This window comes from Kitasatospora sp. NPDC097605 (genome assembly GCF_040302725.1).
GTDB lineage: Bacteria > Actinomycetota > Actinomycetes > Streptomycetales > Streptomycetaceae > Kitasatospora.
The window spans coordinates 61,762-85,174 of sequence record NZ_JBEOSF010000032.1; the positions used below are offsets into that span (position 1 = coordinate 61,762).

The window sequence follows — 23,413 nt, forward strand, 5'->3', positions numbered from 1 at the left end:
CACTATCCCTTGCATGGCCCCCCGTACTCCCTCCCGCCTCCGCGCCGCGGCCCGCCGTCCGCTGTGGCGGGCCGTGCTGGCCCTGGCGCTGGTGCTCGCGGCGCTGGGCGGCTGGTGGCTGTCGGCGGGCGGCTCGACCGGCCACCCGCGCGGCGAGACCAGGCTGGCCACCGGCGTCGAGCAGGGGGTGTACGACCGGTACGGGAAACTGCTGGACGCCCACCTCGCCAAGGCGATGCCGGGGGTGCGGCTGGAGCTGGACAACTCCGAGGGCTCGATCGACAACCTGGACCGGGTCACCTCGGGCCGGGACGACTTCGCGATCGCCACCGCCGACTCGGTGGCCCAGTACACCGGCCCCGGCCGGGAGAAGCTGCGGGCCATCGCCCGGCTCTACGACGACTACCTGCAGCTGATCGTGCCGGCCGGCTCCCCGGTGCACAGCGCCGCCGACCTCAAGGGCCTGCGGGTCGGCGTCGGCCAGTCGCTCTCCGGCGTGAACCTGGTGACCCGCAGACTGCTGGCGGCGGCCGGGCTGAACCCGGACCGCGACATCTCCCCGGCGTTCCTGGGCATCGGCGACGCGGCGAACCAGCTGCGGACCGGGCAGCTGGACGCGTTCTTCTGGTCCGGCGGCCTGCCCACCAGCGCCCTCACCGAGCTGTCCGAGCACGTCCGGATCCGGATCGTGCCGCTGGGCGACCTCGCCGAGGCGGTCCACCTGGTCGAGGGCGGCGGGACGGACGCCTACCGGGCGGCCACCATGCCGAAGGGCACCTATCCGAACGCCGAACCGCAGGCCGCGGTCGCCACCGTCGCCGTGCCCAATCTGCTGATCACCCGGGCCGACGTGGACGACGACCTGGTCCAGGGCATGACCCGGGCGGTGATCGACAGCCGCGACCAGATCGGCGCCCAGGTGCACGCCGCCCAGCTGGTCGACCTGCGCACCGCCGTCTACACCGACCCGCTCCCGCTCCACGAGGGCGCCGCCCGCTACTACCGCTCGGTGAAGCCCTGAGGCAGTACGGCCGTCGGGCCGCGGCCAGGGTCCGTCTTCAAACCCCCGGCAGGCGGGGGCTTGAAGACGGACCCTAGGCCTTCGTGCGCCCGGCCCTGGGCACCGCGAGGGTGACGGCGAGGCCGGACGGTGTCGCGGTGCCGAAGGCGAGCGAGCCGCCGGCCGCCTGGAGCAGGGTGCGGGCGATCGACAGGCCGAGCCCCGAGCCGTCCACGTTCTGGTGCCGGGGGCTGCGCCAGAACCGGTCGCCGGCCCGGGCCAGCTCCTCCTCGGTGAGGCCGGGGCCCTGGTCGGAGACGGTCACCGCGACCTCCTCGCGCCGCACGGCGACCAGCGCCCGCACCCGGCTCCCCTCGGGCCCGAACTTCAGCGCGTTGTCGAGCACCGCGTCCAGCGCGCTGCCGAAGCCGATCGGGTCGGCCAGGCCGAGCGCCAGCGCCGGGCCCTCCCAGACCAGCTCGATCCCGCGCTGCCCGGCCAGCGGCCGCCAGGCGTCCACCCGCTCCAGGGTGAGCGCGGCCAGGTCGGTGGGCTCGGGTTCCGGGCGGGCGTGCTCGGCGGTGGCCAGCCCGAGCAGGTCGTCCAGCACCCGGGCCAGCCGGACGCCCTCCTCACGGACCCCGCCGAGCTCCTCCTCGTGCCCCTCGGGCAGCTCCAGTCCCAGCACCTCGACCCGCAGCAGCAGCGCCGCCAGCGGGTTGCGCAGCTGGTGGGAGGCGTCCGCGACGAAGGCCTTCTGCTGGTCCAGGGCGAGCACCACGTGGTCGGCCATCTCGTTGAACGAACGGGCGAGCCGCTGCAGCTCGGGCGGCCCGCCGCCGGGGGCCACCCGGGCGTTCATCCGGCCGGTGGCGATGTCGTGGGTGGCGCGGTCCAGGGTGCGGACCGGGCGCAGCACCCACTCGGTGAGCCGGGCGGCGAGCAGCACCGCGACGATCATCGCGGCGGCCTCGCCGGCCCCGATCACCAGCCACTTGCGCACCACCCGGGCGCGCAGCGCGCCGGTCGGGGACTCGCTGAGCACCACCGCGACCACGTCGCCGTCCCGGACCACCGGGGTGGCGACGGTGAGCGTGCGGTCCGGGGTCCACGGCCAGACCTGCGGCGGGTTGTGGCTGCGCCGGCCGTCCAGCGCCTCCTGGAAGGCCTGGTCGGCCCAGCCGCTGGCGGGCACCCGCCAGTCGGCCGGGGCCACCGCGATCGGCATGCCGTCGCGCTGGAAGATGCCGATCCGCACCCCGTAGAGCTCGTGGTAGCGCGCCACCTCGGCGTCCAGCGCGTGCCGGCGGCTGAGGTCGCCGGGGGCGGGCTGCGGGTCGCCCTTGAGCGCCGACTCCAGGCCGGAGCCGGAGGTCGGCAGGTCCTGGGCGAACCGGGCGGCGTCGTCCAGCCGGTCGACGACCACCCGGCTCTGCTCGGCGGCCGCGAACGCCGCCGCGAGCGGCATGCCGAGCGCGGCGAGCACGCAGAGCATCAGCGCCAGCAGGATGCCGAGCAGGCGGGTACGCACGTACGGTCAGCGCTCCGCGCGGGCCGGGGGCGGGGTGTCGGCGGCGGCCGGGCACTCGGGTATCAGCCGGTAGCCGACGCCCCGGACGGCCTCGACCAGGCCGGGCAGGGCGAGCTTGGTGCGCAGCGAGCCGATGTGCACCTCCAGGGTGCGGCCGTTGCCCTCCCAGCCGCTGCGCCAGACCTCGCTGAAGATCTGCTCGCGGCGGTAGACCACGCCGGGGCTCTGGGCGAGCAGCGCCAGCAGGTCGAACTCCTTGCGGGTGAGCGGCACGTCCCGGCCGTCGACGCTGACCCGGCGGCGCTCGCGGTCGATCACGATGCCGCGGGACTCCAGCGGCCCGCGCTGCTGCGGGACGGTGTCCGGGGCCGGCACGGCGACGGCGGCGGGGGCGGCGCCGCGGCGGGCCACCGCGTGGATCCGGGCGAGCAGCTCGCCCATGTCGTAGGGCTTGGTGATGTAGTCGTCGGCGCCGAGGTTGAGGCCGTGGATCCGGGAGCGTATGTCGGCGCGCGCGGTCACCATGATCACCGGCACACCGCTGCCGGCCCGGATCCGGCTGCAGACCTCGAAGCCGTCCCGGTCGGGCAGGCCGAGGTCGAGCAGGACGACCCGGTAGGGCTCGTTGCCGTCCGGCACCAGGGCGTCCAGCGCCTCGTGGCCGCTGCGGGCGTGCCGGACCTGGAAACCGTGCCGGCCCAGGACCGCGACCAGCGCGGCGGCCACCCGTTCGTCGTCCTCGACGAGCAGCAGTCGCATGTGTCTCCTCCTCTCCCGGACGGTGCTCCGGGGGTCTCTCCCGCGGCCGTCGTACGGTCGCGACGGCTCCCCCTGCCGGGCAAGGTCCCGGTTCTGCGCAGTATGGGCCAGGGACGGCCCGGACGCCAGGGACGGCCGGTGACGGCCGGTGACGGCGGCCGGGGCGCCGCTCGCCTCCGGGGCGGCCGCGGACGCTGCCACTGTGCCCGTCCCGGCCGCCGGTGAACAGCACCCGCCGATCGTGTGGCCGGATCGTGATCCTCAAGTTCCGCTCAGATCGGCTGACGTGGCGTCGTCAGGACTCCTATGGTCGCCCCACCGAGGGCCGCGACTCCGCCGGTTGCGGCCCTCGGATTCCTACCACCATTGCCGCCCAAGGGAGTTCATCCCCCGTGGGCCGACCAGAGGGAGCCGGCGCGATGACCACGAGCCTCGACAAGGACTCCCGTGCCGACGCCGCCCCGCTGGTGGTCCTGAGCAACGTGAACAAGCACTTCGGTGCGCTGCACGTGCTCCAGGACATCGACCTGGAGATCCAGCAGGGCGAGGTGGTCGTCCTGATCGGCCCGTCCGGCTCGGGCAAGTCCACGCTGTGCCGGACGATCAACCGGCTGGAGACCATCGACTCCGGAACGATCACCATCGACGGCCGTCCGCTGCCCGCCGAGGGCCGCGAGCTGGCCCGGCTGCGGGCCGAGGTCGGCATGGTCTTCCAGAGCTTCAACCTGTTCGCCCACAAGACCGTGCTGGAGAACGTGGTCCTCGGCCAGGTGAAGGTCCGCGGCATCGCCCGGGACAAGGCCGTGGCGACCGCCCGGGAGCTGCTGGACCGGGTCGGCGTCGGCGCCCAGGCCGCGAAGTACCCGGCCCAGCTGTCCGGCGGCCAGCAGCAGCGCGTCGCGATCGCCCGGGCACTGGCGATGAACCCGAAGGTGATGCTCTTCGACGAGCCCACCTCGGCGCTCGACCCCGAGATGATCAACGAGGTGCTGGAGGTCATGCGCCGGCTGGCCGCCGACGGCATGACCATGGTGGTCGTCACCCACGAGATGGGCTTCGCCCGCTCCGCCGCCAACCGGGTGCTGTTCATGGCCGACGGCCGGATCGTCGAGCAGAACACCCCCGAGGCCTTCTTCACCGCGCCGCGCTCCGACCGCGCCAAGGACTTCCTCTCCAAGATCCTGCACCACTGATCCCCCGGGCCGGATCCCGGCCGACGGCGCCGAGGGCGCCGCCGCGCGCCCGCCCGCCCGTCCGCCCCCACGTTCGAACTTACCTTCGCCAGAGCCCGGTTGACCCGTGGCCCAGCCCGAGGAGAGCACCCTCATGAGGACTCGTCGCACCTTCGCCGTCGCGCTCTGTGCCGTCGCGCTCACCGCCACCGCCGCCTGCGGCAAGGACGGCACCCCCGGTGGCACCGCCACCGCGGCCGGCGGCAGCGCCGCGCCGGCCCTGCCCACCTACACCGTGAAGTCCGACGTCAAGGTGGACTCGGCGATCCTGGCCGCCGCCAAGCAGCGCGGCCAGCTGATCATCGGCGCCAAGGCCGACCAGCCGTTCCTCGGCTTCGAGGACCTCGCCACCGGCGACCGCAGCGGCTTCGACATCGAGATCGCCAAGATGGTCGCCGCCGACCTCGGCTTCACCCCGCAGCAGATCAAGTGGCAGACCCTGGTCTCCTCGCAGCGCGAGCCGGCCATCGCCAAGGGCCAGATCGACTTCTACGTCGGCACCTACAGCATCAACGACGAGCGCAAGAAGACCGTCTCCTTCGCCGGCCCGTACTACATCGCCGGCCAGGACCTGCTGGTCAAGGCCGACAACACGGCGATCACCGGCCCGGACTCGCTCAACGGCAAGAACGTCTGCACCGCCACCGGCTCGACCTCGATCAAGAACATCGAGAAGTACTCGCCGAAGATCACCCAGTTCGACACCTACTCGGCCTGCGTCGAGAAGCTGATGTCGGGCGAGGTCGACGCGGTCACCACCGACGACGCGATCCTCAAGGGCTACGCCTCCAAGTACGCGCCCAAGCTCAAGGTGGTCGGCCAGCCCTTCACCAAGGAGAACTACGGCGTCGGCCTGAACAAGGACGACAAGGCGCTGCGCGACGCGATCAGCGACGCCATCAAGGCCCACCAGGACAACGGCGACTGGAAGAAGGCCTACGACGCCACCCTCGGCCTCTCCGGCTCCACCGCGCCGCAGCCGCCGGCCCTCGACCGCTACTGATCCACCGCTCCCCGAGTCGACGAACCCCTGAGAGGAGGGCCGCCGGATGGGCTTCCTGTTCGAGGACGGCAACTTCGCGCTGTTCCGCGACGGCTTCCTGCAGACGATCGAGCTGAGCGCGCTCAGCGCGCTGCTCGCCCTGCTGCTGGGCACCCTGTTGGCGGCCTTCCGGGTCTCCCCGATCCCGGTCCTGCGGGCCTTCGGCACCGGCTGGGTGACGGTCTTCCGCAACACCCCGCTGACCGTGCTGTTCTTCGCCGTGACCTTCGGCCTCCCGCCGCTCGGCGTGCACTTCAGCCACCTCACCTTCGCGGTGCTGGCGCTCGGCGGCTACACCGCCGCGTTCGTCTGCGAGGTGCTGCGCTCCGGCATCAACACGGTGCCGCTCGGTCAGGCGGAGGCCGCCCGCAGCCTCGGCCTGACCTTCAGCCAGACCCTCGTCCACGTCGTCCTGCCGCAGGCGGCCCGGACCGTGCTGGCGCCGATGAGCAGCGTCTTCATCGCCCTGCCCAGGAACTCCGCGATCGCCGGCGCGTTCAGCGTCAGCGAGCTGTACAGCGTCCAGCAGGGGTTCTCCGACGGGGACGGCTACTCGATCTTCGCGATCTTCTTCTGGGTGGCCTGCGCCTACCTGCTGATCAGCGCCACCGTCGCCCTGCTGTTCCGTTTCCTGGAGTCCCGACTGGCGGTGGCCCGATGAGCAAGCTCCTCACCCGTTCCACGGCGGCCAGCGTCCTCTACGACGCCCCCGGCCCCCGGGCGAGCGCCCGCTACCGGATCTTCGGGGTGCTGTCGCTGCTCGGCATCGCCGGGCTGCTCTGGTACGCCTTCAGCGCGCTGAACGACAACGGCCAGTTCGACGCTCAGCTCTGGGACGCGTTCCAGTACACGGCCGTCCAGCAGCGGATCGTCGACGGCCTGCTCTCCACCCTGCGGGCCTTCGGGCTGGCGGCGGTGTTCTCGCTGGTGCTGGGCGCGCTGCTGGCCGCCGGGCAGCTCTCCGACCACCGGCCGGTGCGCTGGGCGTGCGTCTCCTTCGTCCAGTTCTTCCGGGCGATGCCGCTGCTGATCCTGATCGTCGCCCTCTACTACGGGTTCTTCGCCAAGCAGCCGATGTGGGCGCTGGTGCTCGGGCTCACCCTGTACAACGGCTCGGTCCAGGCGGAGATCATCCGCAGCGGCGTCAACGCCGTCCCCCGCGGCCAGGGCGAGGCGGCCTACGCGCTCGGGATGCGCAAGACCCAGGTGATGACGACCATCCTGGTCCCGCAGGCGGTCCGCTCGATGCTGCCCTCGATGATCGGCCAGCTGGTCGTCACGCTCAAGGACACCTCGCTCGGCTTCATCATCACCTACCACGAGCTGCTCTTCGTCGGTAAGGCCATCGCCAGCCAGCCGATCAACGCCGCCGGCTTCCCCTACATCCCCGTCGTCCTGGTGATCGGGCCCATCTACATCGCGATGTGCCTGTTGCTCACCGCGCTCGCCCGGTGGATCGAGGCACGCGGGCGAGGCGGCGCGAACCGGCGCACTTCCTCTGCTGCTTGACGGACACGCAGGTGAACTGTTGCATTGCTCTTCGTGACACCATCCGGGAGCATCCACGCGGCATATGACGGCAGCCTCACGGGCGACCCGTGCTCCGGCATCCGCGGCACCCGTCCGGGCCCGAAGGGTCCGGCATGGACCCGGTGATCGTGGTCGGGGCCGGGCCGGTCGGCCTGGCCCTGGCCCTCGCGCTCGCCCGGCACGAGGTGCCGACCGTCGTCCTCGACGAGGGCTCCGGACTCTGCCCCGAGAGCCCCCGCAGCGTCGTCCTCGGCACCGACACCGCCGCCTTCCTCAGCAGGATCGGCTACCCCCGGGCCGTCGCCGACGCCGCCCGCTGGGACGCCTTCACCGTCTGGCGCCGCCGCCAGGAGGTGCTCCGGACGGACCTCTCCGACACCCCCGTGCTGCACCTGCCCCAGCACCGCCTGCAGCGCGGACTGCAGGACGCCCTCACCGGCACCCCGCTGGTCCGGCTGGTCCCGCTGAGCCGGGTCACCCGGCTCGAACAGGACCGCGACGGCGTCAGCGTGCTCACCCGCAACCCGAAGGACGGCACCGAGACCTGGTGGCGCGGCAGCCATCTGGCCGGCTGCGACGGCGCCCGCTCGGCCGTCCGCAAACTGCTGAGGATCCGCTTCCCCGGCCGCCCCGCCGTCGACCGCAGCGCCGTCGCGACCGTCCGGGTCGACCTGCCGTTCACCGAACCCCGGCTGCACCGCGAGCCGCCGTGGCGCGGCGACCGCGAGGCCACCGCCCGCCCGCTGCCGCACGGCGTCTGGCGGCTCGACTGGCGGCTGCCCCCCGGCCGGCCCGCGGTCACCGAGCCGGTCGACCCGCACGCCACCTGGCCCGGCATCGTCACCGGCGACACCCTGCTCACCCGGGTCACCGCCACCCTCACCGGCTGGTGCGGCGAGCTCCCGACGTTCGACCTGCTCGCCGCCGCCGACCACACCGCCCAGCAGCGGCTGGCCGCCCGGTTCCGGGTCGGCCGCTGCTTCCTGGCCGGCGACGCCGCCCATCTGCACGGCGCCCTCGGCATGCAGAACCTCACCGACGGCCTGCGCGACGCCGACAACCTGGCCTGGCGGCTCGCCCTCGCCTGGCACTTCCACACCGGCGGCCCGCAGCCCGGCGGCTCCCTGCTCGACGGCTACGAGGCCGAGCGGCGCGGCGCGGTCGGCGCCCGGCTGCGGGCCGTCGACCAGTCCATGCCGCTGCTGCGCCCGCTGCGCGGCTGGGCGCAGACCCGGCGCTCGCTGTTCACCGGCTCGTTCCGCAAGCACGCGCCGCTGCTCGCCGACGGCCACCTCGGCACCGGACGCTTCGGCGGCGCCCCCGCCTACCCGGCCGCCGCCTCCGGCGCGCCCGGCCGGGTCCCGGCCCAGCGCGGTACCCGCGGCGCCACCTCGCTCAGCGAGCTGCTGCCCGCCACCGCGCCCGGCGTGCTCGTCCCCGACCTGCCGGTGCTGGCCACCGACGGCACCCCGGACCAGCTGCACGCCCGGCTCGGCGCCGGCTTCCTGCTGCTGCTGGTCGCCCCCGGCACCGCCGTCTGGTCCGCGGAGCGCTGGCTGGGCGCCGGGCTGATGCCCCGGCTGGCCGAGGTCGCCGCCGCCCTGCCGGTGCCGGCCGAGGTCCTGGTCACCGAGGCCTACCCGGGCGCCGGCCCGCACAGCGTGCTGCTGATCCGGCCCGACGGCCACCTGGTCGGGGTCACCCAGGGCGCGGACGGCGAGGACCTCCAGGCGCTGGCCGACCGGGCCCGCGGCGGCCCGGCCTCGATCACCGGCGCGCCCGAGCCCGAACCGGAGCCGCCGGCCGCCCGGCCGGCCGACGCCCAGGGCGCTAGCGGGCCACCTCGGTGACCCGGCTCTCCCGGACCACCGTGACCCGGATCTGACCCGGGTAGGTCAGCTCCTCGGCGACCTGCTTGGCGACCTCGCGGGCGATCACCTGCGCCCCGAGGTCGTCCACCACCTCGGGGCGGACCATCACCCGGACCTCCCGGCCGGCCTGCATCGCGTAGACGTCGGCCACGCCGTCGTGCGCCCGGGCGATCTCCTCCAGGCGCTCCAGCCGGCGCACATAGGCCTCCAGCGACTCCTTGCGCGCGCCCGGCCGGCCGCCCGAGCAGGCGTCGGCGGCCTGGACCAGCACCGCCTCCACGGTCTTCGGCTCCACCTCGCCGTGGTGCGCGGCGATCGCGTGCACCACGTCCGCCGGCTCGTCGTGCCGCCGGGCGAAGTCCGCGCCGACCGCCGCGTGGCTGCCCTCGACCTCGTGGGTCAGCGCCTTGCCGATGTCGTGCAGCAGGGCCGCGCGGCGCACCGGCTCCGGGTCCACCCCCAGCTCGGCGGCCATCATCCCGGCCAGGTGCGCCGACTCCACCAGGTGGCCGAGCACGTTCTGCCCGTAGGAGGCCCGGTAGCGCAGGGTGCCCAGGGTGCGGACCAGCTCCGGGTGCATGCCGGCGACCCGGACGGCGAGCAGCGCGTCCTCGCCGGCCCGGACGCAGCGGCGTTCCACCTCCGCGCGGCTGCGCGCGTGGACGTGCTCGATCCGCATCGGGTGGATCCGGCCGTCCTCGACCAGCTGCTCCAGGGTGAGCCGGGCGGTCTCCCGGCGGACCGGGTCGAAGCAGGAGAGCTGCACCACCGCCGGGGTGTCGTCGATGATCAGATTGACGCCGGTGACGGCCTCGAAGGTCTTGATGTTGCGGCCCTCGCGCCCGATCACCCGGCCCTTCATCTCCTCGGTGGGCAGCCGGAACACCGACACCGCGGTCTCGGCGGTCTGCTCGGCCGCCAGCCGCTGGATCGCCCCGGCCACGATGCCCCGGGCCCGCTGCTCGCCCTCCTCGCGGGCGACGCGCTCGATCTCCCGGACGGTGACCGCCGCCTCCCGGCGGGCCTGCGCCTCGGCCGCGCGGACGAGTTCGGCGCGGGCCTGGTCCGCGGAGAGCCCGGCGGTCCGTTCCAGTTCGGCCGCCCGGGAGCGCAGCAGCTCCGCCGCCTCGTCCCGGGCACGCGCCACCTCGGCCGTCCGCTCGGCCAGTTCGCCCTCGCGGGCGCGCAGCCGGTCCAGCTCGCCGGCCAACCACTCCTCGCGCCGGTCGAGTTCGGCGCGCAGCCGGTCCGCCTGCCGCTCGGCCTGCCACCGCGCCCGCTCGGTCTCGGCGGCCGCCCGGCGCTGCGCGCCGCGGAACCGCCGGGCCAGCAGCCAGCCCGTTGCCAGGGCCGCCAGCACGGCCGCCACCAGCAGGGAGGCGGCCGATCCGGCGCTCACCGCGATCCTCATGCTGCCCACTCCCCGTCCCGCCGCGGCACGCCGCCCGGGACCGTCACGCGGCCGGCCCGGTACCGCCCGGTCGCAGGCCTGGCCGGGAGCGCGGCCGGGGGTGGCCGCGGAATGATCGACGTGCTCCCGCACTGAGTGCGAGGCTAAGCGCGGGTTACGAAACGGTCAAGACTGGCCAGTCAGTTGACCAACCGTCGGGTAACCTCCGGTGACCCGGGCGTCAGTCCTGGTACGCCGTGTCCCCGTACGCCGCGCCGTACTCCCCGCCGCCGGACTCCTCCTCGTCCAGTGCCTCCCGGACCACCCGGAAGGCCAGCCCTTCGGAGTAGCCGCGCCGGGCGAGCATGCCGACCAGCCGGCGGGTGCGGGTCTGCCGCTCCAGGCCCCGGGTGGTCCGCAGCCGGCGTTCGACCAGGGCGCGGGCCGCCTCGGTCTCGTCGTCCTGGTCGAGTTGGGCGAGCGCCTGCTCGGCGAGCTCCCCGGCGACCCCCTTGGTCCGCAGCTCCTGCGCCAGCGCGCGCCGGGACAGGCCCCGGACGCTGTGCCGGGACTCCACCCAGGCGTGGGCGAAGGCCGCGTCGTCGATCAGCCCGACCTCCTCCAGCCGGGTCAGCACCTCCTCGGCGACCTCCTCCGGGATCTCCCGCTTGCGCAGGGCGTCGGCGAGCTGCTTGCGGGTCTTGGCCGCGCCGGTGAGCAGGCGCAGGCAGATGTCCCGGGCGCGGCTCTCGGGGTCGGCCGGTTCCTCGGTCCGGCCGCTCCGGGACGCGCCGCCGGAGCGCTCGGCGGCACCGCCGCCGTCCGTGCCGGCCGCACCGTTCGAGTGGTCGGCCCCGCCGCGCCGGGTACGGCCTGCCCGGCGCCCGGGCCGCTCCTCCGGGAAGGCGGGGGCGGCCGCACCCCCGCGACCGTCCGCCCCCGCTCCGCCGTCCCACCCGGCCCCATCGGCCGAGCGGCCGGCGGGCTTCTCCGCCGCCAGCGCCGAGCGGCGCCGACGCCGCCCCGAGGGCAGCTCGGAGGCGGAGACGAGCCCGAACTCCTCCACGTCCGCCGGGCGTGCCGCGGCCCGCCGCGCGGACCGGGCGCGCTCCGGCGCGGGCGCCGGCGCCGACTCCGGCTCCGGTTCGGCCGCGGCCGCGAACCAGTCCGGCGGCCCGTAGTCGTCGTCCTCCGGGCCGACCGGCCCGCTGTGCTGCGTCAACGGCTCAGGCCTTGGCGGCCGCCGCCGTCTTCTTCGCCGCGGCCGTCTTGGCGGCGGTCGCGGTGATCGGCTTGGCGGCGCCCTCGACGGCACCCGCCGCGGCCTCGGCCGGCTCCTCGACCTTGGGGCCGATGCCCAGCTTGCCCTTGATCTTCCGCTCGATCTCGTCGGCCAGCTGCGGGTTGTCCCGCAGGAAGTTGCGGGCGTTCTCCTTGCCCTGGCCGAGCTGGTCGCCCTCGTAGGTGTACCAGGCGCCCGACTTGCGGATGAAGCCGTGCTCGACGCCCATGTCGATCAGGCCGCCCTCGCGGCTGATGCCCACGCCGTAGAGGATGTCGAACTCGGCCTGCTTGAACGGCGCGGCGACCTTGTTCTTGACGACCTTGACGCGGGTGCGGTTGCCGACCGCCTCGGTGCCGTCCTTCAGGGTCTCGATCCGGCGGATGTCCAGACGGACCGAGGCGTAGAACTTCAGCGCCCGGCCACCGGTCGTGGTCTCCGGCGAGCCGAACATCACGCCGATCTTCTCGCGCAGCTGGTTGATGAAGATCGCGGTGGTGTTCGACTGGTTCAGCGCACCGGCGATCTTCCGCAGCGCCTGGCTCATCAGCCGGGCCTGCAGACCGACGTGCGAGTCGCCCATCTCGCCCTCGATCTCCGCGCGCGGGACCAGCGCCGCCACGGAGTCGATGATCACCAGGTCGATCGCGCCGGAGCGGATCAGCATGTCGGTGATCTCCAGGGCCTGCTCACCGGTGTCCGGCTGGCTGACCAGCAGGGCGTCGGTGTCCACGCCGAGCTTCTTGGCGTACTCGGGGTCGAGCGCGTGCTCCGCGTCGACGAAGGCGACCGTGCCGCCCGCCTTCTGGGCGTTGGCCGCCAGGTGCAGGGTCAGCGTGGTCTTGCCGGAGGACTCGGGGCCGTAGATCTCGATCACCCGGCCGCGCGGGATGCCGCCGACCCCGAGGGCGACGTCCAGGGCGGTGGACCCGGTGGAGATCACCTCGACCGGCTCGTTGGCCTTCTCGCCGAGGCGCATCACCGAGCCCTTGCCGAACTGCCGCTCGATCTGGGCGAGCGCCGTCTCAAGGGCCTTCTCGCGGTCCGTACCTGCCATGGCTTCCACCCTCGGGTTCTGTGCTGTGCGCTTCATCGTCCTCGACGCTAGCGCGTCCCACCGACAATCGGCTCCGACCCGGCTCTGCCTGGGGAGAACTCTGCGCCGGAGAGTACAAAGAACACGTGTTCGAATCAAGCCTATGCCGTTCGAGCCATGATCGACTCCAGCTCCGGTCCCGCCCCGGACCGCCCCGCCGGGCTACTTCCGCTCCGAGTCCCCGCCGACCATCCGCCGCAGCCGGCGCGCCGCCTCCCGGCGCAGCTCCCGCCGCTGCCGGCGCTGCTCGCCGCGGTCCACCCGCGGGTCGGTCACCTCGTACCGCCGGACGTACGTGCCGACGAAGCCCTGCAGGGTGGCCGCCGCCGGGATCGCGATCAGCGCGCCGACCCCGCCGAGCAGCGCCGCGCCCGCGATCACCGAGCCGAACGCCACCGCCGGGTGCACGTCCACCGTCTTCGCGGTGATCCGCGGGTGCAGCAGGTAGTTCTCGATCTGCTGGTAGACGGTCACGAACACCAGCACCCAGAGCGCGTCCACCGGCTCGTCGGTGGTGAGCGCCACCAGCACCGGCAGCGCGCCCGCCAGATAGGTGCCGATGGTCGGCACGAACTGCGACATGACGCCGACCCAGACCGCCTGCGCGGCCGCGTACGGGAGGTCCAGCAGCGCGAACATCACCCAGTGCGCGGCCGCCGAGGCGACCGCGAGCAGGGCCCGGGAGTAGAGGTAGCCGCCGGTCTTGGCCAGCGCGATCTCCCAGGCCCGCAGCACCTCGGCCTGCTTGGCGGGCGGCAGCATCGAACAGACGGTCCGCCGCACCCGGGGGCCGTCGGCGGTGAAGTAGAAGGTGAAGAGGCCGACCGTGAAGGCCTGGAACAGCCCGCCGATCAGGGTCGAGGAGACGCCCCAGACGTTGTCCGCGGCCGACTGGGCGTAGCTCTCGATCGCGCCGGAGTCCTTGAGCAGCTTCTTCTGCAGCTCGTCCAGCGAGAGGTCCTGGTTGAAGGTGCGGTTGACCCAGTCGATCAGGTTGTCGAGCAGGTGCGGGAGGTCGCCCGCGATCTTCCCCACCTGGTCGACCAGCAGGGTGCCGAGCGCGGTCAGGAAGCCGACGACGGCGATCGCCACCGCGACGAAGACCAGGAAGGTGCCGACCCCCCGCCGCACCCCCCGGGCGGCCATCCGGTCCACCGCGGGCTCCAGCGCCAGGGACAGGAAGAAGGAGACCAGCAGCATCACGAAGAGGTCGATCAACTCGTGGAAGGCCCAGTCGGCGAGCTGGAACAGCCCGACCATGACCAGCGCCAGCACCATGGCCCGGGGCAGCCAGCGCGGCATCCCGGAACCCCAGAGGCCGTCCCCCGCGGTGCGGGCCGGCGCCGGTCCCGGCGGCGGGGCCGGCGGGGAGGCGGGCGTAGGGCCCGCGGCCTCGTCGGCGTCCTGAGCCGACCTGTCCGAATTCTGCTGTTCTGCGCTGCTCACCACCCGCACAGTGTGACCCATGTCCGACGCCTGTTCGAGTATCGGGCGGGAGTCGCCGGGCGGCGTCCGGGGTCGGGCCGGGCGCGGGCCGGGGTCGGGCCCGGTCAGCGGAGCACGGAGGAGACGCCCTGGGTGTCGCAGACCACCCGCCAGACGTCCTTGGCCTCCCAGCCCGCCTCCAACGCCTGACGGACCGTCCGCCCGCCGAGCTCGCTCATCACATGGTCGCTCGCGAAGGACTCCGCGTACGCCTCGCCGAAGTGCGCGTACATCCGCCGCCAGAACTCCGTCAGCCTCATGCCCACCAGTATCCCGGACCGCCGGGTGTCCCCGGCGCGGTCCACGGCTGCCAGTCGGCCGCCGCCAGGGCGTACTCGACCTCGCCGTGCTCACTGCCCGGGATCGGCTCCGGGTACTCCTCGTGGAAGGTCCGCACGTAGGAGAGCCCGGCCTTCTCCATCACCCGCCGCGAGCCGCCGTTGACCGCCATGGTGTACGCCACCACCCGCTCGACGCCGAGCCCGGTGAAGCCCCTGCGGATCAGCGCCCGGGAACCCTCGGTGGCGTAGCCGCGCCCCCAGGCCGGGCGGCGCAGCCGGTAGCCCAGCTCCACCTCGGCGCGGTCGCCGTCCGGCGGCCGGAACTCGAACCAGCCGAGGAAGGCCCCGCCCGCCCGCTCCTCGGCGGCCCACCAGCCGAGGTCGCCGTACCGGCGGTAGTGGTCGAGGTAGAGCGGCAGCAGGGCGGACTCGACCACCTCCCGCGGAGTGGCCCGCCCGCCGGTGAGGTAGCGGGTGACCTCCGGGTCGGCGTCCAGCTCGACCAGGGCGTCCGTGTCGGCGGCGGTGAAGCGGCGCAGCACCAGCCGCTCGGTGGTGAGGAAGACGTCCATCCCCCGATCCTCGCCCGCCCGCCCCGGCCCGTCACCCGGTTTTCCGGCGGCCGCCCCGGCCCGCCCGTCGCGGCCCGGCGCGGCTCAGCGCGGCTCAGCGCGGCAGGACCAGCGCCCCGGCGCCGGCGTACTCGTGGTCGCCGCAGGCGTGCGGGCCGGGCGGGCAGGCGGCGTCCGCGGTGGCGGCCAGCAGGGCGGCGAGCCGGTCGGAGTCCCAGTCCGGGTGCAGCGCGGCGGCCACCGCGACCGCCCCGGTGACGTGTGCGGCGGCCATCGAGGTACCGGCCAGCGCGGCGTACCGGGCGCCGGGCCAGTCGGAGACCACCGCTCCCTGGGCGCCGCCGTCCGGGTCCCCGCCGGGGGCGGCCAGCGAGACCCGGCCGCGCCCGTGGTTGGTGTAGGCGGACGGGCGGCCGTCCCGGTCGACGGCGGTCACGGTGACCACGCCGGGCAGCTCACCGGGCAGCCGGAGGCATTCCGGCCCGAGCGAGCGGGACTGCGGCGGTCCGCCGGTGCGGTCGTTGGGGCTGCGCTCGTCGGTGCGGGCGGCGCCGAGGTCCTGCGCGTCGTTGCCGGCCGAGGCGACCACCACCGCGCCCCGCCGCCGGGCGTACTCGACGGCCCGGCCGACGGCGGCGGTCAGCGCGGCCTGGTCGGGGTCGTCGGGGCAGTTGTACTTCCACGGGTCGGCGAAGTAGCTGTTGTTGATCGCCCGGGCGCCGTGGTCGGCGGCCCAGAGCATGCCGCAGACGATGTTCTCGGCGTAGTACTGGCCGAGCGGGCCGAGCAGCCGGACGGCGGCGATCCGCACACCGGGGGCGACCCCGCTGACACCGTGGCCGTCCCGGGCGGCGCCGACGATCCCGGCGACGTGGGTGCCGTGGCCGCTCTCGCCGACGCCGGTCTCGGGGCGCCAGGAGCCGGTGCGGGCGTCGGGGCGGCCGTCGGCGCAGGAGGCGGAGCTCTTCGGGTCGACGGCGGCGCGCAGATCGGGGTGGGTGTCGTCGACGCCGGAGTCGAGGACGGCGACCAGCACCTTGCGCAGGGCGTCGGCGCCCGGAGCGGCGTCCGGGCCGTGCGGCGAGCGGGAGGCGGTGTCCGCGGCCCCGCCGGGGGCGGCGCCGAGCAGCGCGAGGTTCCAGGCGTCGCGCTCGCCCGGGTCGGGAACCGTGACCGTGGTGTCGTCCCCGCCGTCCCCACCGCTCCTGCCGTCCTCGCTGTCCCCGCCGTCCGCCCCGGCCCGGAAGTCCCCGGCGCCGTCCAGCGACCGGGGCGGGCCCGGCACCGGCGAGGTGCGGGTGGCGCCGGCCGCGACCACCCCGGGCCGCCCGCGGACCTTCTCCGCGAAGCCCCCGGCGGCGTACGCCAGCACCGCCCCGATCTGCGGGTACTCCTGGACCACCTGCCCGCCGGCCGCCCGGGTCGCCTCCGCCGCGCGGACGGCCCCGTCGGCGTCCGCCCGCTCGGCGAGGACCAGGTAGCTGAGGTACGCCCGCCCCGGCCCGGCCACGTACGGCACGGCGCCGCCGACGACCAGCGCGGTGAGCAGCATCGCGAGCAGGACGCGCAACGGCCCCCGGCCCCGGCGCCGGGCGGCCCCGGCCGGACCGGCCACCCGGACCGGAACCGGGGCGGGACCACGGCCGGACGGGTCCGCCTGCGCCATGGCACGGTCTCCGCTCGTCGGTCCCGTCGGCCGCGCCGGGGCGGCCGGCCGCAGGAGGGGCTGGTCTTCACAGGGGCATCACAAGGACTGAATCATCACCATATGAGCGGTTTGTCCGCTCTGCCTTCCCGATTGCCCCGAACGGCCACGCCCCGGCGGACCCGCCCTCGCCCGCCGGACCCGCCCCTTGTCGGTGCCACCCGGCACCATGGGGGCATGGCGACCGCGCACCCGACCCCGCCCCCCGCCGACCCGCTGGCCGGCTTCGCCCCGGCCACCCGGGCCTGGTTCGGCGGCGCCTTCTCCGCGCCCACCACCGCCCAGGCCGAGGCCTGGCGCGCCATCGACCGGGACACCGACGTCCTGGTGGTCGCCCCCACCGGCTCCGGCAAGACCCTCGCGGCCTTCCTCTCCGCCCTGGACCGGCTCAGCAGCACCCCGCCCCCCGCCGAGCCCAAGCGTCGCTGCCGGGTCCTCTACATCTCGCCGCTCAAGGCCCTCGCGGTCGACGTCGAGCGCAACCTCCGCGCCCCGCTGACCGGCCTGCGCCAGGCCGCCGTCCGGCTCGGCCTGCCCGAACCGGACGTCCAGGTCGGCATCCGCTCCGGCGACACCCCGGCCGCCGACCGCCGCCGCTTCGCCACCCACCCGCCGGACATCCTCATCACCACCCCCGAGTCGCTCTTCCTGCTGCTCACCTCCGCCTCCCGGGACGCCCTGCGCGGCATCGACACGGTGATCCTCGACGAGGTGCACGCCGTCGCCGGCACCAAGCGCGGCGCCCACCTCGCGCTCTCCCTGGAACGGCTGGACGAGCTGCTCGACCGCCCGGCCCGCCGGATCGGCCTCTCCGCCACCGTCCGCCCGGTCGAGGAGGTGGCCCGCTTCCTCAGCCCCGGGCGCGGTGCCGAGGTGGTCCAGCCACCCGCCGCCAAGGAGTTCGACCTCTCCGTGGTCGTCCCCGTCCCGGACCTCGACGACCTGCCCGCCGCCCCCGCTGTCGGCGGCGCCGCCGACAGCGACCCGCAGCGGCAGGCCTCCATCTGGCCGCACGTCGAGGAGCGGATCGTCGACCTCGTCCAGGCCCACCGCTCGACCATCGTCTTCGCCAACTCCCGCCGCCTCGCCGAGCGGCTCTGCAACCGGCTGAACGAGATCGCCCACGAGCGCACCACCGGCGCCGCCCTGCCCGAGGCCCACGCCCCCGCCCTGCTGATGGGCGGCGCCGGCGCCGCCAAGGGCGCCCCGGCGGTGATCGCCCGCGCCCACCACGGCTCGGTCTCCAAGGAGCAGCGCGCCCTGGTCGAGGAGGAGCTCAAGGCCGGCCGGCTGCCCGCCGTGGTCGCCACCTCCAGCCTGGAGCTCGGCATCGACATGGGCGCCGTCGAGCTGGTGGTCCAGGTCGAGTCCCCGCCCTCGGTCGCCTCCGGGCTGCAGCGGGTCGGCCGGGCCGGCCACCAGGTCGGCGCGGTCTCCACCGGCGTGGTCTTCCCCAAGTACCGGGGCGACCTGGTGCAGTCCGCCGTGGTCACCGAGCGGATGCGGGCCGGGCGGATCGAGGCGCTGCGCATCCCGCGCAACCCGCTCGACGTGCTCGCCCAGCAGCTGGTGGCGATGACCGCGATGGACACCTGGCAGGTCGACGAGCTGCTCACCGCCGTCCGCCGGGCCGCGCCGTTCGCCACCCTCCCGCAGTCCGCCTTCGACGCGGTGCTCGACATGCTGGCCGGCCGCTACCCCTCGGACGCCTTCGCCGAGCTGCGCCCCCGCCTGGTCTGGGACCGGGTGGCCGGCACCGTCAGCGGCCGCCCCGGCGCCCAGCGGCTCGCCGTCACCTCCGGCGGCACCATCCCCGACCGCGGCCTGTTCGGCGTCTTCATCGCGGGCAGCGACCCGAAGAAGGGCGGCGGCCGGGTCGGAGAGCTGGACGAGGAGATGGTCTACGAGTCCCGGGTCGGCGACGTGTTCACCCTCGGCACCACCTCCTGGCGGATCGAGGACATCACCCACGACAAGGTGCTGGTCACCCCCGCCCCCGGCGTCCCCGGCCGGCTCCCGTTCTGGAAGGGCGACAGCCTCGGCCGCCCGCTGGAACTCGGCCGTGCCCTCGGCGCCTTCACCCGCGAACTCGGCGCGCTCGACCCGCAGACCGCCACCGCCCGGCTGAAGCAGGCCGGCCTGGACGACTGGGCCGCCGGCAACCTGCTCGACTACCTCGCCGAACAGCGCGCCGCCTGCGGCCACCTCCCCGACGACCGCACCATCGTGGTCGAACGCTTCCGCGACGAGCTCGGCGACTGGCGGATCGTCGTGCACTCCCCCTTCGGCGCCCAGGTGCACGCCCCCTGGGCGCTCGCCCTCGCCGCCCGGCTGCGCGAGAAGCACGGCCTCGACCCGCAGGTGATGCACGCCGACGACGGCATCGTGCTCCGCCTCCCGGACGCCGACCTGCTCGCCCCCGACTTCGATTTCAGCAGCCCGTCCGACAAACCGGTCACCGACGACGCCCCGGTCGGTGCCGACGCCGCCCTGTTCGACCCCCAGGAGATCGAACAGCTGGTCACCGACCAGGTCGGCGGCTCCGCGCTGTTCGCCTCCCGCTTCCGCGAGTGCGCCGGCCGCGCCCTGCTGCTCCCCCGCCGCAACCCCGGCAAGCGCACCCCGCTCTGGCAGCAGCGCCGGCGCGCCGCCCAGCTGCTGGAGGTCGCCGCCGAGTACGGCTCCTTCCCGATCGTGCTGGAGGCCGTCCGCGAGTGCCTCCAGGACGTCTTCGACGTCCCCGGCCTGGTCGAGCTGATGGGCGACCTCGAATCCCGCGCCGTCCGGCTGGTCGAGGTCACCACCCCCGAGCCCTCCCCGTTCGCCCGCTCCCTGCTGTTCGGCTACGTCGCCCAGTTCCTCTACGAGGGCGACTCCCCGCTCGCCGAGCGCCGCGCCGCCGCCCTCTCACTCGACTCCCGGCTGCTGTCCGAACTCCTCGGCCAGGCCGAACTGCGCGAACTGCTCGACCCCCAGGTCCTCGCCGACCTGGAGGCCGAGCTCCAGCGGCTCACCCCCGAGCGCCGGATCAAGGACGCCGAGGGCGTCGCCGACGCGCTGCGGCTGCTCGGCCCGCTCAGCGAGGCCGAACTGACCGCCCGCGGCGCCGAACCGCTCTGGGCCCTGGAACTGGAGGCCGCCCGCCGGGTGATCCAGGTCCGGGTCGGCGGCGACCAGCGCTGGGCCGCCATCGAGGACGCCGGCCGGCTGCGCGACGCCCTCGGCACCCCGCTGCCGGTCGGCGTGCCCGAGGCCTTCACCGAACCGGTCAAGGACCCGCTGGGCGACCTGCTCGCCCGGCACGCCCGCACCCACGGCCCGTTCACCGCCGCCGAGGCCGCCGCCCGCTACGGCCTGGGCACCGCCGTGGTCACCGGCACCCTGCACCGCCTCACCGCCACCGGCCGCCTGGTCCAGGGCGAGTTCAGGCCGGTGGAAGGGCACACCGCCACCGTCGAGTGGTGCGACGCGGAGGTCCTGCGCCGCCTGCGCCGCCGCTCCCTGGCCGCGCTGCGCCAGGAGGTCGAACCCGTCCCGCCGCGCGCCCTGGCCGCCTTCCTGCCCCAGTGGCAGCACCTGGCCGGCCACCGGCTGCGCGGCCCCGACGGCCTGCTCCGGGTGGTCGAACAGCTCCAGGGCACCGCCCTGCCCGCCTCCGCCCTGGAGAAGCTGATCCTCCCGGCCCGGCTCGCCGACTACTCCCCCGGCCTGCTGGACGAGCTGATGGCGGCCGGCGAGATCGGCTGGGCCGGCGCCGGAGCGCTGCCCGGCAAGGACGGCTGGATCAGCCTCCACCTGGCCGAGAACGCCCACCTGCTGCGCCCCGAGCCGGTGCCGCCCGCCGTCACCCCGGTGCACACCGCGCTGCTGGAGGCCCTGGCCGGCGGCTACGGGCTGTTCTTCCGCCAGCTGGCCGCCCAGCTCCCCGAGACGCCCGAGCCCGACGTCGTCGAGGCCCTGTGGGACCTGGTCTGGGCCGGGTACGTCAGCAACGACACCCTGGCCCCGCTGCGCGCCCTGCTCGGCTCCGGCCGGACGGCCGGCGCCACCGCCCACCGGGCGCCCCGGGCCACCCCGCGCGGCCGCTTCGGCGGCGCCGGGCGGCCCTTCGGCCGGGTCGGCGGCGCGCTGCGCAGCGGCCCGCCCACGGTCGGCGGGCGCTGGTCGCTGCTGCCCCCGTTCGCCGCCGACCCGACCGTCCGGGCCACCGCCCAGGCGCAGAACCTGCTGGACCGGCACGGCCTGCTCACCCGGGGCACGGTCGCCGCCGAGCGGGTCCCCGGCGGCTTCGCCGGCGTCTACCGGGTGCTCGCCGCCATGGAGGAGCGCGGCCGGACCCGCCGGGGCTACTTCGTCGAGGGGCTGGGCGGCGCCCAGTTCGCCATGGAGGGCGCGGCCGACCGGCTGCGCTCGGTCAGCGGCCGGCTGGAGCGGGCCCGGGGCGCCGAGTGGCCGGCCGCCCCGTCCGCCGAACCGCCGCAGGCCCTGGTGCTGGCCGCCGCCGACCCGGCGAACGCCTACGGCGCCGCGCTGCCCTGGCCCGAGCCGCCCGCCGGGTCCGCCGAGGCGGCGGGCAAGGCGCACCGGCCCGGCCGGAAGGCGGGCGCCCTGGTGGTGCTGGTCGACGGCGAGCTGTGCCTGTACGTGGAGCGCGGCGGCAAGTCGCTGCTGGCCTGGGCGCAGGACAAGGCCACCCTCGCCGCGGCGGCGGCCGCGCTGGCCGGGGCGGCCCGCGCGGGGGCGCTGGGCAGCGTCACCGTCGAGCGGGCCAACGGAGAGCCGGCCCTCGGGTCGGCGCTCGGCACCGCCCTGGAGCAGGCGGGCTTCCACGCCACCCCGCGGGGCCTGCGGCTGCGCCCCTGAGCCGACCGCAGGACCGGGCCGGGAACCGGGCCGGTTCCCGGGCCGGGAACCGGAACGCGACGAGGGCCTGGGACCGATCGGTCCCACGGCCCTCGTCCGTGTCCTGTTCACCCGGCCGGAGGCTCCGCCTCCCACCGTGGCTCCATCCGTGCCGTCGGCTCACCCGCCCGGCGCCGGGACGGCCCGGTGGACCGCCAGTCGGCGTGGACCGGGATCAGCCCGAGCCCCCAGCCGCCGGCCGCCAGCAGGGCCGGCACCGCACCGCCGGGCAGCCGCCCGGAGCCGTCCGCCAGCCACCAGCCGAGCCCGCAGGCCAGGACCACCAGGAGCCCCAGGCCCAGCCGCATCCGCCGGGACCGTATTCGGGCCCCGGCACACGTCGCCGCCGCACTGCGCACGTCCGCCTCCTTCGCTCAACCCGGGCCGGATGGGCCCGCACCGAGGCCAGGTCAGGCGGCGACCACGTCCATCGCGGCGGCCTTGGGCGACATGTTCGCCCGGTCGGTGCCGGGAGCCGGCAGCGGAACCGGTTCGAGCACCGGCCTCAGCAGTTCACCTTCGGAGAGGGTGGCCATCGCCGCAAGTTCGGCGAGCGACAGTTCGTCGCTGACCTCGCGCATGACCTCGGACATCCGGACATCGAGTGCGTCGCAGATGGCGGAGAGCAGCTCCGAGGAGGCCTCCTTCTGTCCCCGCTCGACCTCGGAGAGGTATCCGAGCGAAACCCTGGCGGCCGCCGACACCTCGCGGAGTGTGCGGCCCTGGCGCTGGCGCTGCCGACGCAGTACATCGCCCAGTAGGCGACGGAGCAGGATCATCGGTGCCTCCCTCCTCGGACTGCGGATCGAGATGTCACGCCCCCACCGTACCGCCTTGCCCGCTTCGCGTGCGGGGACCATGGTCGTGTTCACTCTGGGCTGCAAGGCTGTCCCCTCCCCTGTTTCGGTGTCGCACCCGGGTCGGCGGGCACCTCGTCGTACCCTCCGGGCGGCACTCGGCCACCACCACGCCACTCGTTCGCCACCTGGTTTCTGCCCAACCAGGCCCTCCGATGTAACACGATCCTCCAGTTGTGCGATGCCCGCACGCCAGTTCGGCAGATCCCGGTTCGGTGGAGATCTCGGCGGGCAGCCCCCGGCGGACGCCGGCGGCGGGAACGACGGGTGGCCGGTGGGGCGGACGGTGGCGGCGGTGCGGACGACTGCTCAGTGCGTCGGCGTACCGGACGGGAGCCGCCCGACGAGCAGCTCCAGAGCGGCGGTCACCGCGCTGTGACGGATTGTGGCACGCTCTCCCGACAACCGTGGCGAAGTGACCAGAGTTCCCCCCGGACCGGCGATCGCGAGGTGTACCGTGCCGACCGGCTGCCCGTCCTGCGGCTCCGGGCCGGCCACCCCGGTCGTCGCGACCCCGTAGGTCGCCCCGAGCAACCGGCGCACGCCCTCGGCCATCTGCCGGGCCACCACCGGGTGGACCGGGCCGTGGACGTCCAGCAGTCCCTCGTCGACGCCGAGCACCGAGGCCTTCAGCTCGGTGGCGTAGGCGGTCACCGATCCGCGGAAGGTGGCGGACGCCCCGGGGACGTCCACCAGCGCGGCCGCCAGCAGCCCGCCGGTCAGCGACTCCGCGACGGCCACCGTGCCGCCCTGCGCCCGCAGTGCGCCGTGCACCCGCTCGGCCAGCCCGTACTCGACCGCCCCGCCCGGCTCCGCGACGCCCCCGGTCCGCACGGCCTCGGATCTACCACTCATCCCGACGTCCCTCCCTCGCGCTC

19 protein-coding genes are annotated in these 23,413 nt (G+C 75.0%); 7 read left to right on the forward strand and 12 right to left on the reverse strand.

Annotated features, from left to right (window positions below):
- Positions 1 to 13 precede the first annotated feature (13 nt).
- Entirely contained in the window at positions 14 to 1,021 is a 1,008-nt protein-coding gene (locus ABTX81_RS28885) for a TAXI family TRAP transporter solute-binding subunit (protein ID WP_350551396.1), read from the forward strand.
- A 73-nt stretch (positions 1,022 to 1,094) separates the two neighbouring features.
- On the opposite strand, the gene ABTX81_RS28890 is transcribed toward ABTX81_RS28885, so the two are convergent.
- Together ABTX81_RS28890 and ABTX81_RS28895 are read right to left on the reverse strand one after the other, a co-directional pair.
- Positions 1,095 to 2,531 (reverse strand): sensor histidine kinase, encoded by a 1,437-nt coding sequence (locus ABTX81_RS28890; RefSeq protein ID WP_350551399.1) that lies wholly within the window; start codon positions 2,529 to 2,531, stop codon positions 1,095 to 1,097.
- Positions 2,532 to 2,537: 6 nt separating this feature from the next.
- Complete coding sequence (locus ABTX81_RS28895) at positions 2,538 to 3,290, reverse strand: response regulator transcription factor (RefSeq protein ID WP_350551401.1); 753 nt, start codon at positions 3,288 to 3,290, stop codon at positions 2,538 to 2,540.
- 419 nt (positions 3,291 to 3,709) lie between these two features.
- On the opposite strand from ABTX81_RS28895, the gene ABTX81_RS28900 reads away from it, so the two are divergent.
- The 5 genes from ABTX81_RS28900 to ABTX81_RS28920 all read left to right on the forward strand — a co-directional run bounded on the left by ABTX81_RS28900 (position 3,710) and on the right by ABTX81_RS28920 (position 8,944).
- Positions 3,710 to 4,483, forward strand: coding sequence for an amino acid ABC transporter ATP-binding protein (locus ABTX81_RS28900; RefSeq protein WP_350551404.1), 774 nt, complete (start codon positions 3,710 to 3,712; stop codon positions 4,481 to 4,483).
- Between the two features lie 133 nt (positions 4,484 to 4,616).
- Positions 4,617 to 5,525 carry a glutamate ABC transporter substrate-binding protein gene (locus ABTX81_RS28905; RefSeq protein ID WP_350551406.1) on the forward strand — a complete coding sequence of 303 codons (909 nt, stop codon included), beginning with the start codon at positions 4,617 to 4,619 and terminating at the stop codon, positions 5,523 to 5,525.
- A gap of 46 nt (positions 5,526 to 5,571) precedes the next feature.
- Positions 5,572 to 6,225, forward strand: coding sequence for an amino acid ABC transporter permease (locus ABTX81_RS28910; RefSeq protein WP_350551408.1), 654 nt, complete (start codon positions 5,572 to 5,574; stop codon positions 6,223 to 6,225).
- Positions 6,222 to 7,073 (forward strand): amino acid ABC transporter permease, encoded by an 852-nt coding sequence (locus tag ABTX81_RS28915; protein WP_350551410.1) that lies wholly within the window; start codon positions 6,222 to 6,224, stop codon positions 7,071 to 7,073. The genes ABTX81_RS28910 and ABTX81_RS28915 overlap by 4 nt, the downstream gene beginning before the upstream one ends.
- Before the next feature lie 134 nt (positions 7,074 to 7,207).
- Entirely contained in the window at positions 7,208 to 8,944 is a 1,737-nt protein-coding gene (locus tag ABTX81_RS28920; RefSeq protein WP_350551413.1) for an FAD-dependent monooxygenase, read from the forward strand.
- Here the strand turns inward: ABTX81_RS28920 and rny are convergent.
- The 7 genes from rny to ABTX81_RS28955 form a co-directional block, all read right to left on the reverse strand.
- A complete protein-coding gene (gene rny, locus ABTX81_RS28925) occupies positions 8,925 to 10,376 on the reverse strand; it encodes a ribonuclease Y (protein ID WP_350551415.1) in 1,452 nt (483 codons plus the stop codon). The two genes, ABTX81_RS28920 and rny, sit on opposite strands and share 20 nt — an antisense overlap.
- 220 nt (positions 10,377 to 10,596) lie before the next feature.
- Positions 10,597 to 11,355 (reverse strand): recombination regulator RecX, encoded by a 759-nt coding sequence (gene recX / locus ABTX81_RS28930; protein WP_350551478.1) that lies wholly within the window; start codon positions 11,353 to 11,355, stop codon positions 10,597 to 10,599.
- A 226-nt stretch (positions 11,356 to 11,581) separates the two neighbouring features.
- A complete protein-coding gene (recA, locus tag ABTX81_RS28935) occupies positions 11,582 to 12,694 on the reverse strand; it encodes a recombinase RecA (protein ID WP_350551418.1) in 1,113 nt (370 codons plus the stop codon).
- Between the two features lie 201 nt (positions 12,695 to 12,895).
- A complete protein-coding gene (locus ABTX81_RS28940; RefSeq protein ID WP_350551421.1) occupies positions 12,896 to 14,035 on the reverse strand; it encodes an AI-2E family transporter in 1,140 nt (379 codons plus the stop codon).
- A 248-nt stretch (positions 14,036 to 14,283) separates the two neighbouring features.
- Positions 14,284 to 14,478 carry a DUF3046 domain-containing protein gene (locus ABTX81_RS28945; RefSeq protein WP_350551423.1) on the reverse strand — a complete coding sequence of 65 codons (195 nt, stop codon included), beginning with the start codon at positions 14,476 to 14,478 and terminating at the stop codon, positions 14,284 to 14,286.
- Positions 14,475 to 15,071 carry a GNAT family N-acetyltransferase gene (locus ABTX81_RS28950; RefSeq protein ID WP_350551425.1) on the reverse strand — a complete coding sequence of 199 codons (597 nt, stop codon included), beginning with the start codon at positions 15,069 to 15,071 and terminating at the stop codon, positions 14,475 to 14,477. The genes ABTX81_RS28945 and ABTX81_RS28950 overlap by 4 nt, the downstream gene beginning before the upstream one ends.
- Positions 15,072 to 15,165: 94 nt before the next feature.
- Positions 15,166 to 16,737 carry a S8 family serine peptidase gene (locus ABTX81_RS28955; RefSeq protein ID WP_350551428.1) on the reverse strand — a complete coding sequence of 524 codons (1,572 nt, stop codon included), beginning with the start codon at positions 16,735 to 16,737 and terminating at the stop codon, positions 15,166 to 15,168.
- A 216-nt stretch (positions 16,738 to 16,953) separates the two neighbouring features.
- On the opposite strand from ABTX81_RS28955, the gene ABTX81_RS28960 reads away from it, so the two are divergent.
- Positions 16,954 to 21,639 (forward strand): ATP-dependent helicase, encoded by a 4,686-nt coding sequence (locus tag ABTX81_RS28960; RefSeq protein ID WP_350551431.1) that lies wholly within the window; start codon positions 16,954 to 16,956, stop codon positions 21,637 to 21,639.
- A 107-nt stretch (positions 21,640 to 21,746) separates the two neighbouring features.
- On the opposite strand, the gene ABTX81_RS28965 is transcribed toward ABTX81_RS28960, so the two are convergent.
- From ABTX81_RS28965 to ABTX81_RS28975, 3 genes are all read right to left on the reverse strand, one after another.
- Positions 21,747 to 21,986, reverse strand: coding sequence for a hypothetical protein (locus tag ABTX81_RS28965; protein WP_350551434.1), 240 nt, complete (start codon positions 21,984 to 21,986; stop codon positions 21,747 to 21,749).
- A 102-nt stretch (positions 21,987 to 22,088) separates the two neighbouring features.
- The gene (locus tag ABTX81_RS28970) at positions 22,089 to 22,457 is read right to left on the reverse strand and encodes a helix-turn-helix domain-containing protein (protein WP_350551437.1); all 369 of its coding nucleotides are present in this window, start codon (positions 22,455 to 22,457) and stop codon (positions 22,089 to 22,091) included.
- 387 nt (positions 22,458 to 22,844) lie between these two features.
- Positions 22,845 to 23,390 (reverse strand): CinA family protein, encoded by a 546-nt coding sequence (locus ABTX81_RS28975; protein ID WP_350551440.1) that lies wholly within the window; start codon positions 23,388 to 23,390, stop codon positions 22,845 to 22,847.
- Positions 23,391 to 23,413 lie beyond the last annotated feature (23 nt).

Bases quoted from the DNA above. Each gene is read 5' to 3' on its own strand.
- ABTX81_RS28885 (WP_350551396.1), top strand. From the start codon at position 14: ATGGCCCCCCGTACTCCCTCCCGCCTCCGCGCCGCGGCCCGCCGTCCG.
- ABTX81_RS28895 (WP_350551401.1), bottom strand. From the start codon at position 3,290: ATGCGACTGCTGCTCGTCGAGGACGACGAACGGGTGGCCGCCGCGCTG.
- ABTX81_RS28900 (WP_350551404.1), top strand. From the start codon at position 3,710: ATGACCACGAGCCTCGACAAGGACTCCCGTGCCGACGCCGCCCCGCTG.
- ABTX81_RS28905 (WP_350551406.1), top strand. From the start codon at position 4,617: ATGAGGACTCGTCGCACCTTCGCCGTCGCGCTCTGTGCCGTCGCGCTC.
- ABTX81_RS28910 (WP_350551408.1), top strand. From the start codon at position 5,572: ATGGGCTTCCTGTTCGAGGACGGCAACTTCGCGCTGTTCCGCGACGGC.
- ABTX81_RS28915 (WP_350551410.1), top strand. From the start codon at position 6,222: ATGAGCAAGCTCCTCACCCGTTCCACGGCGGCCAGCGTCCTCTACGAC.
- ABTX81_RS28920 (WP_350551413.1), top strand. From the start codon at position 7,208: ATGGACCCGGTGATCGTGGTCGGGGCCGGGCCGGTCGGCCTGGCCCTG.
- rny (WP_350551415.1), bottom strand. From the start codon at position 10,376: ATGAGGATCGCGGTGAGCGCCGGATCGGCCGCCTCCCTGCTGGTGGCG.
- recA (WP_350551418.1), bottom strand. From the start codon at position 12,694: ATGGCAGGTACGGACCGCGAGAAGGCCCTTGAGACGGCGCTCGCCCAG.
- ABTX81_RS28940 (WP_350551421.1), bottom strand. From the start codon at position 14,035: ATGCCGCGCTGGCTGCCCCGGGCCATGGTGCTGGCGCTGGTCATGGTC.
- ABTX81_RS28945 (WP_350551423.1), bottom strand. From the start codon at position 14,478: ATGAGGCTGACGGAGTTCTGGCGGCGGATGTACGCGCACTTCGGCGAG.
- ABTX81_RS28950 (WP_350551425.1), bottom strand. From the start codon at position 15,071: ATGGACGTCTTCCTCACCACCGAGCGGCTGGTGCTGCGCCGCTTCACC.
- ABTX81_RS28955 (WP_350551428.1), bottom strand. From the start codon at position 16,737: ATGGCGCAGGCGGACCCGTCCGGCCGTGGTCCCGCCCCGGTTCCGGTC.
- ABTX81_RS28960 (WP_350551431.1), top strand. From the start codon at position 16,954: ATGGCGACCGCGCACCCGACCCCGCCCCCCGCCGACCCGCTGGCCGGC.
- ABTX81_RS28965 (WP_350551434.1), bottom strand. From the start codon at position 21,986: ATGCGGCTGGGCCTGGGGCTCCTGGTGGTCCTGGCCTGCGGGCTCGGC.
- ABTX81_RS28970 (WP_350551437.1), bottom strand. From the start codon at position 22,457: ATGATCCTGCTCCGTCGCCTACTGGGCGATGTACTGCGTCGGCAGCGC.
- ABTX81_RS28975 (WP_350551440.1), bottom strand. From the start codon at position 23,390: ATGAGTGGTAGATCCGAGGCCGTGCGGACCGGGGGCGTCGCGGAGCCG.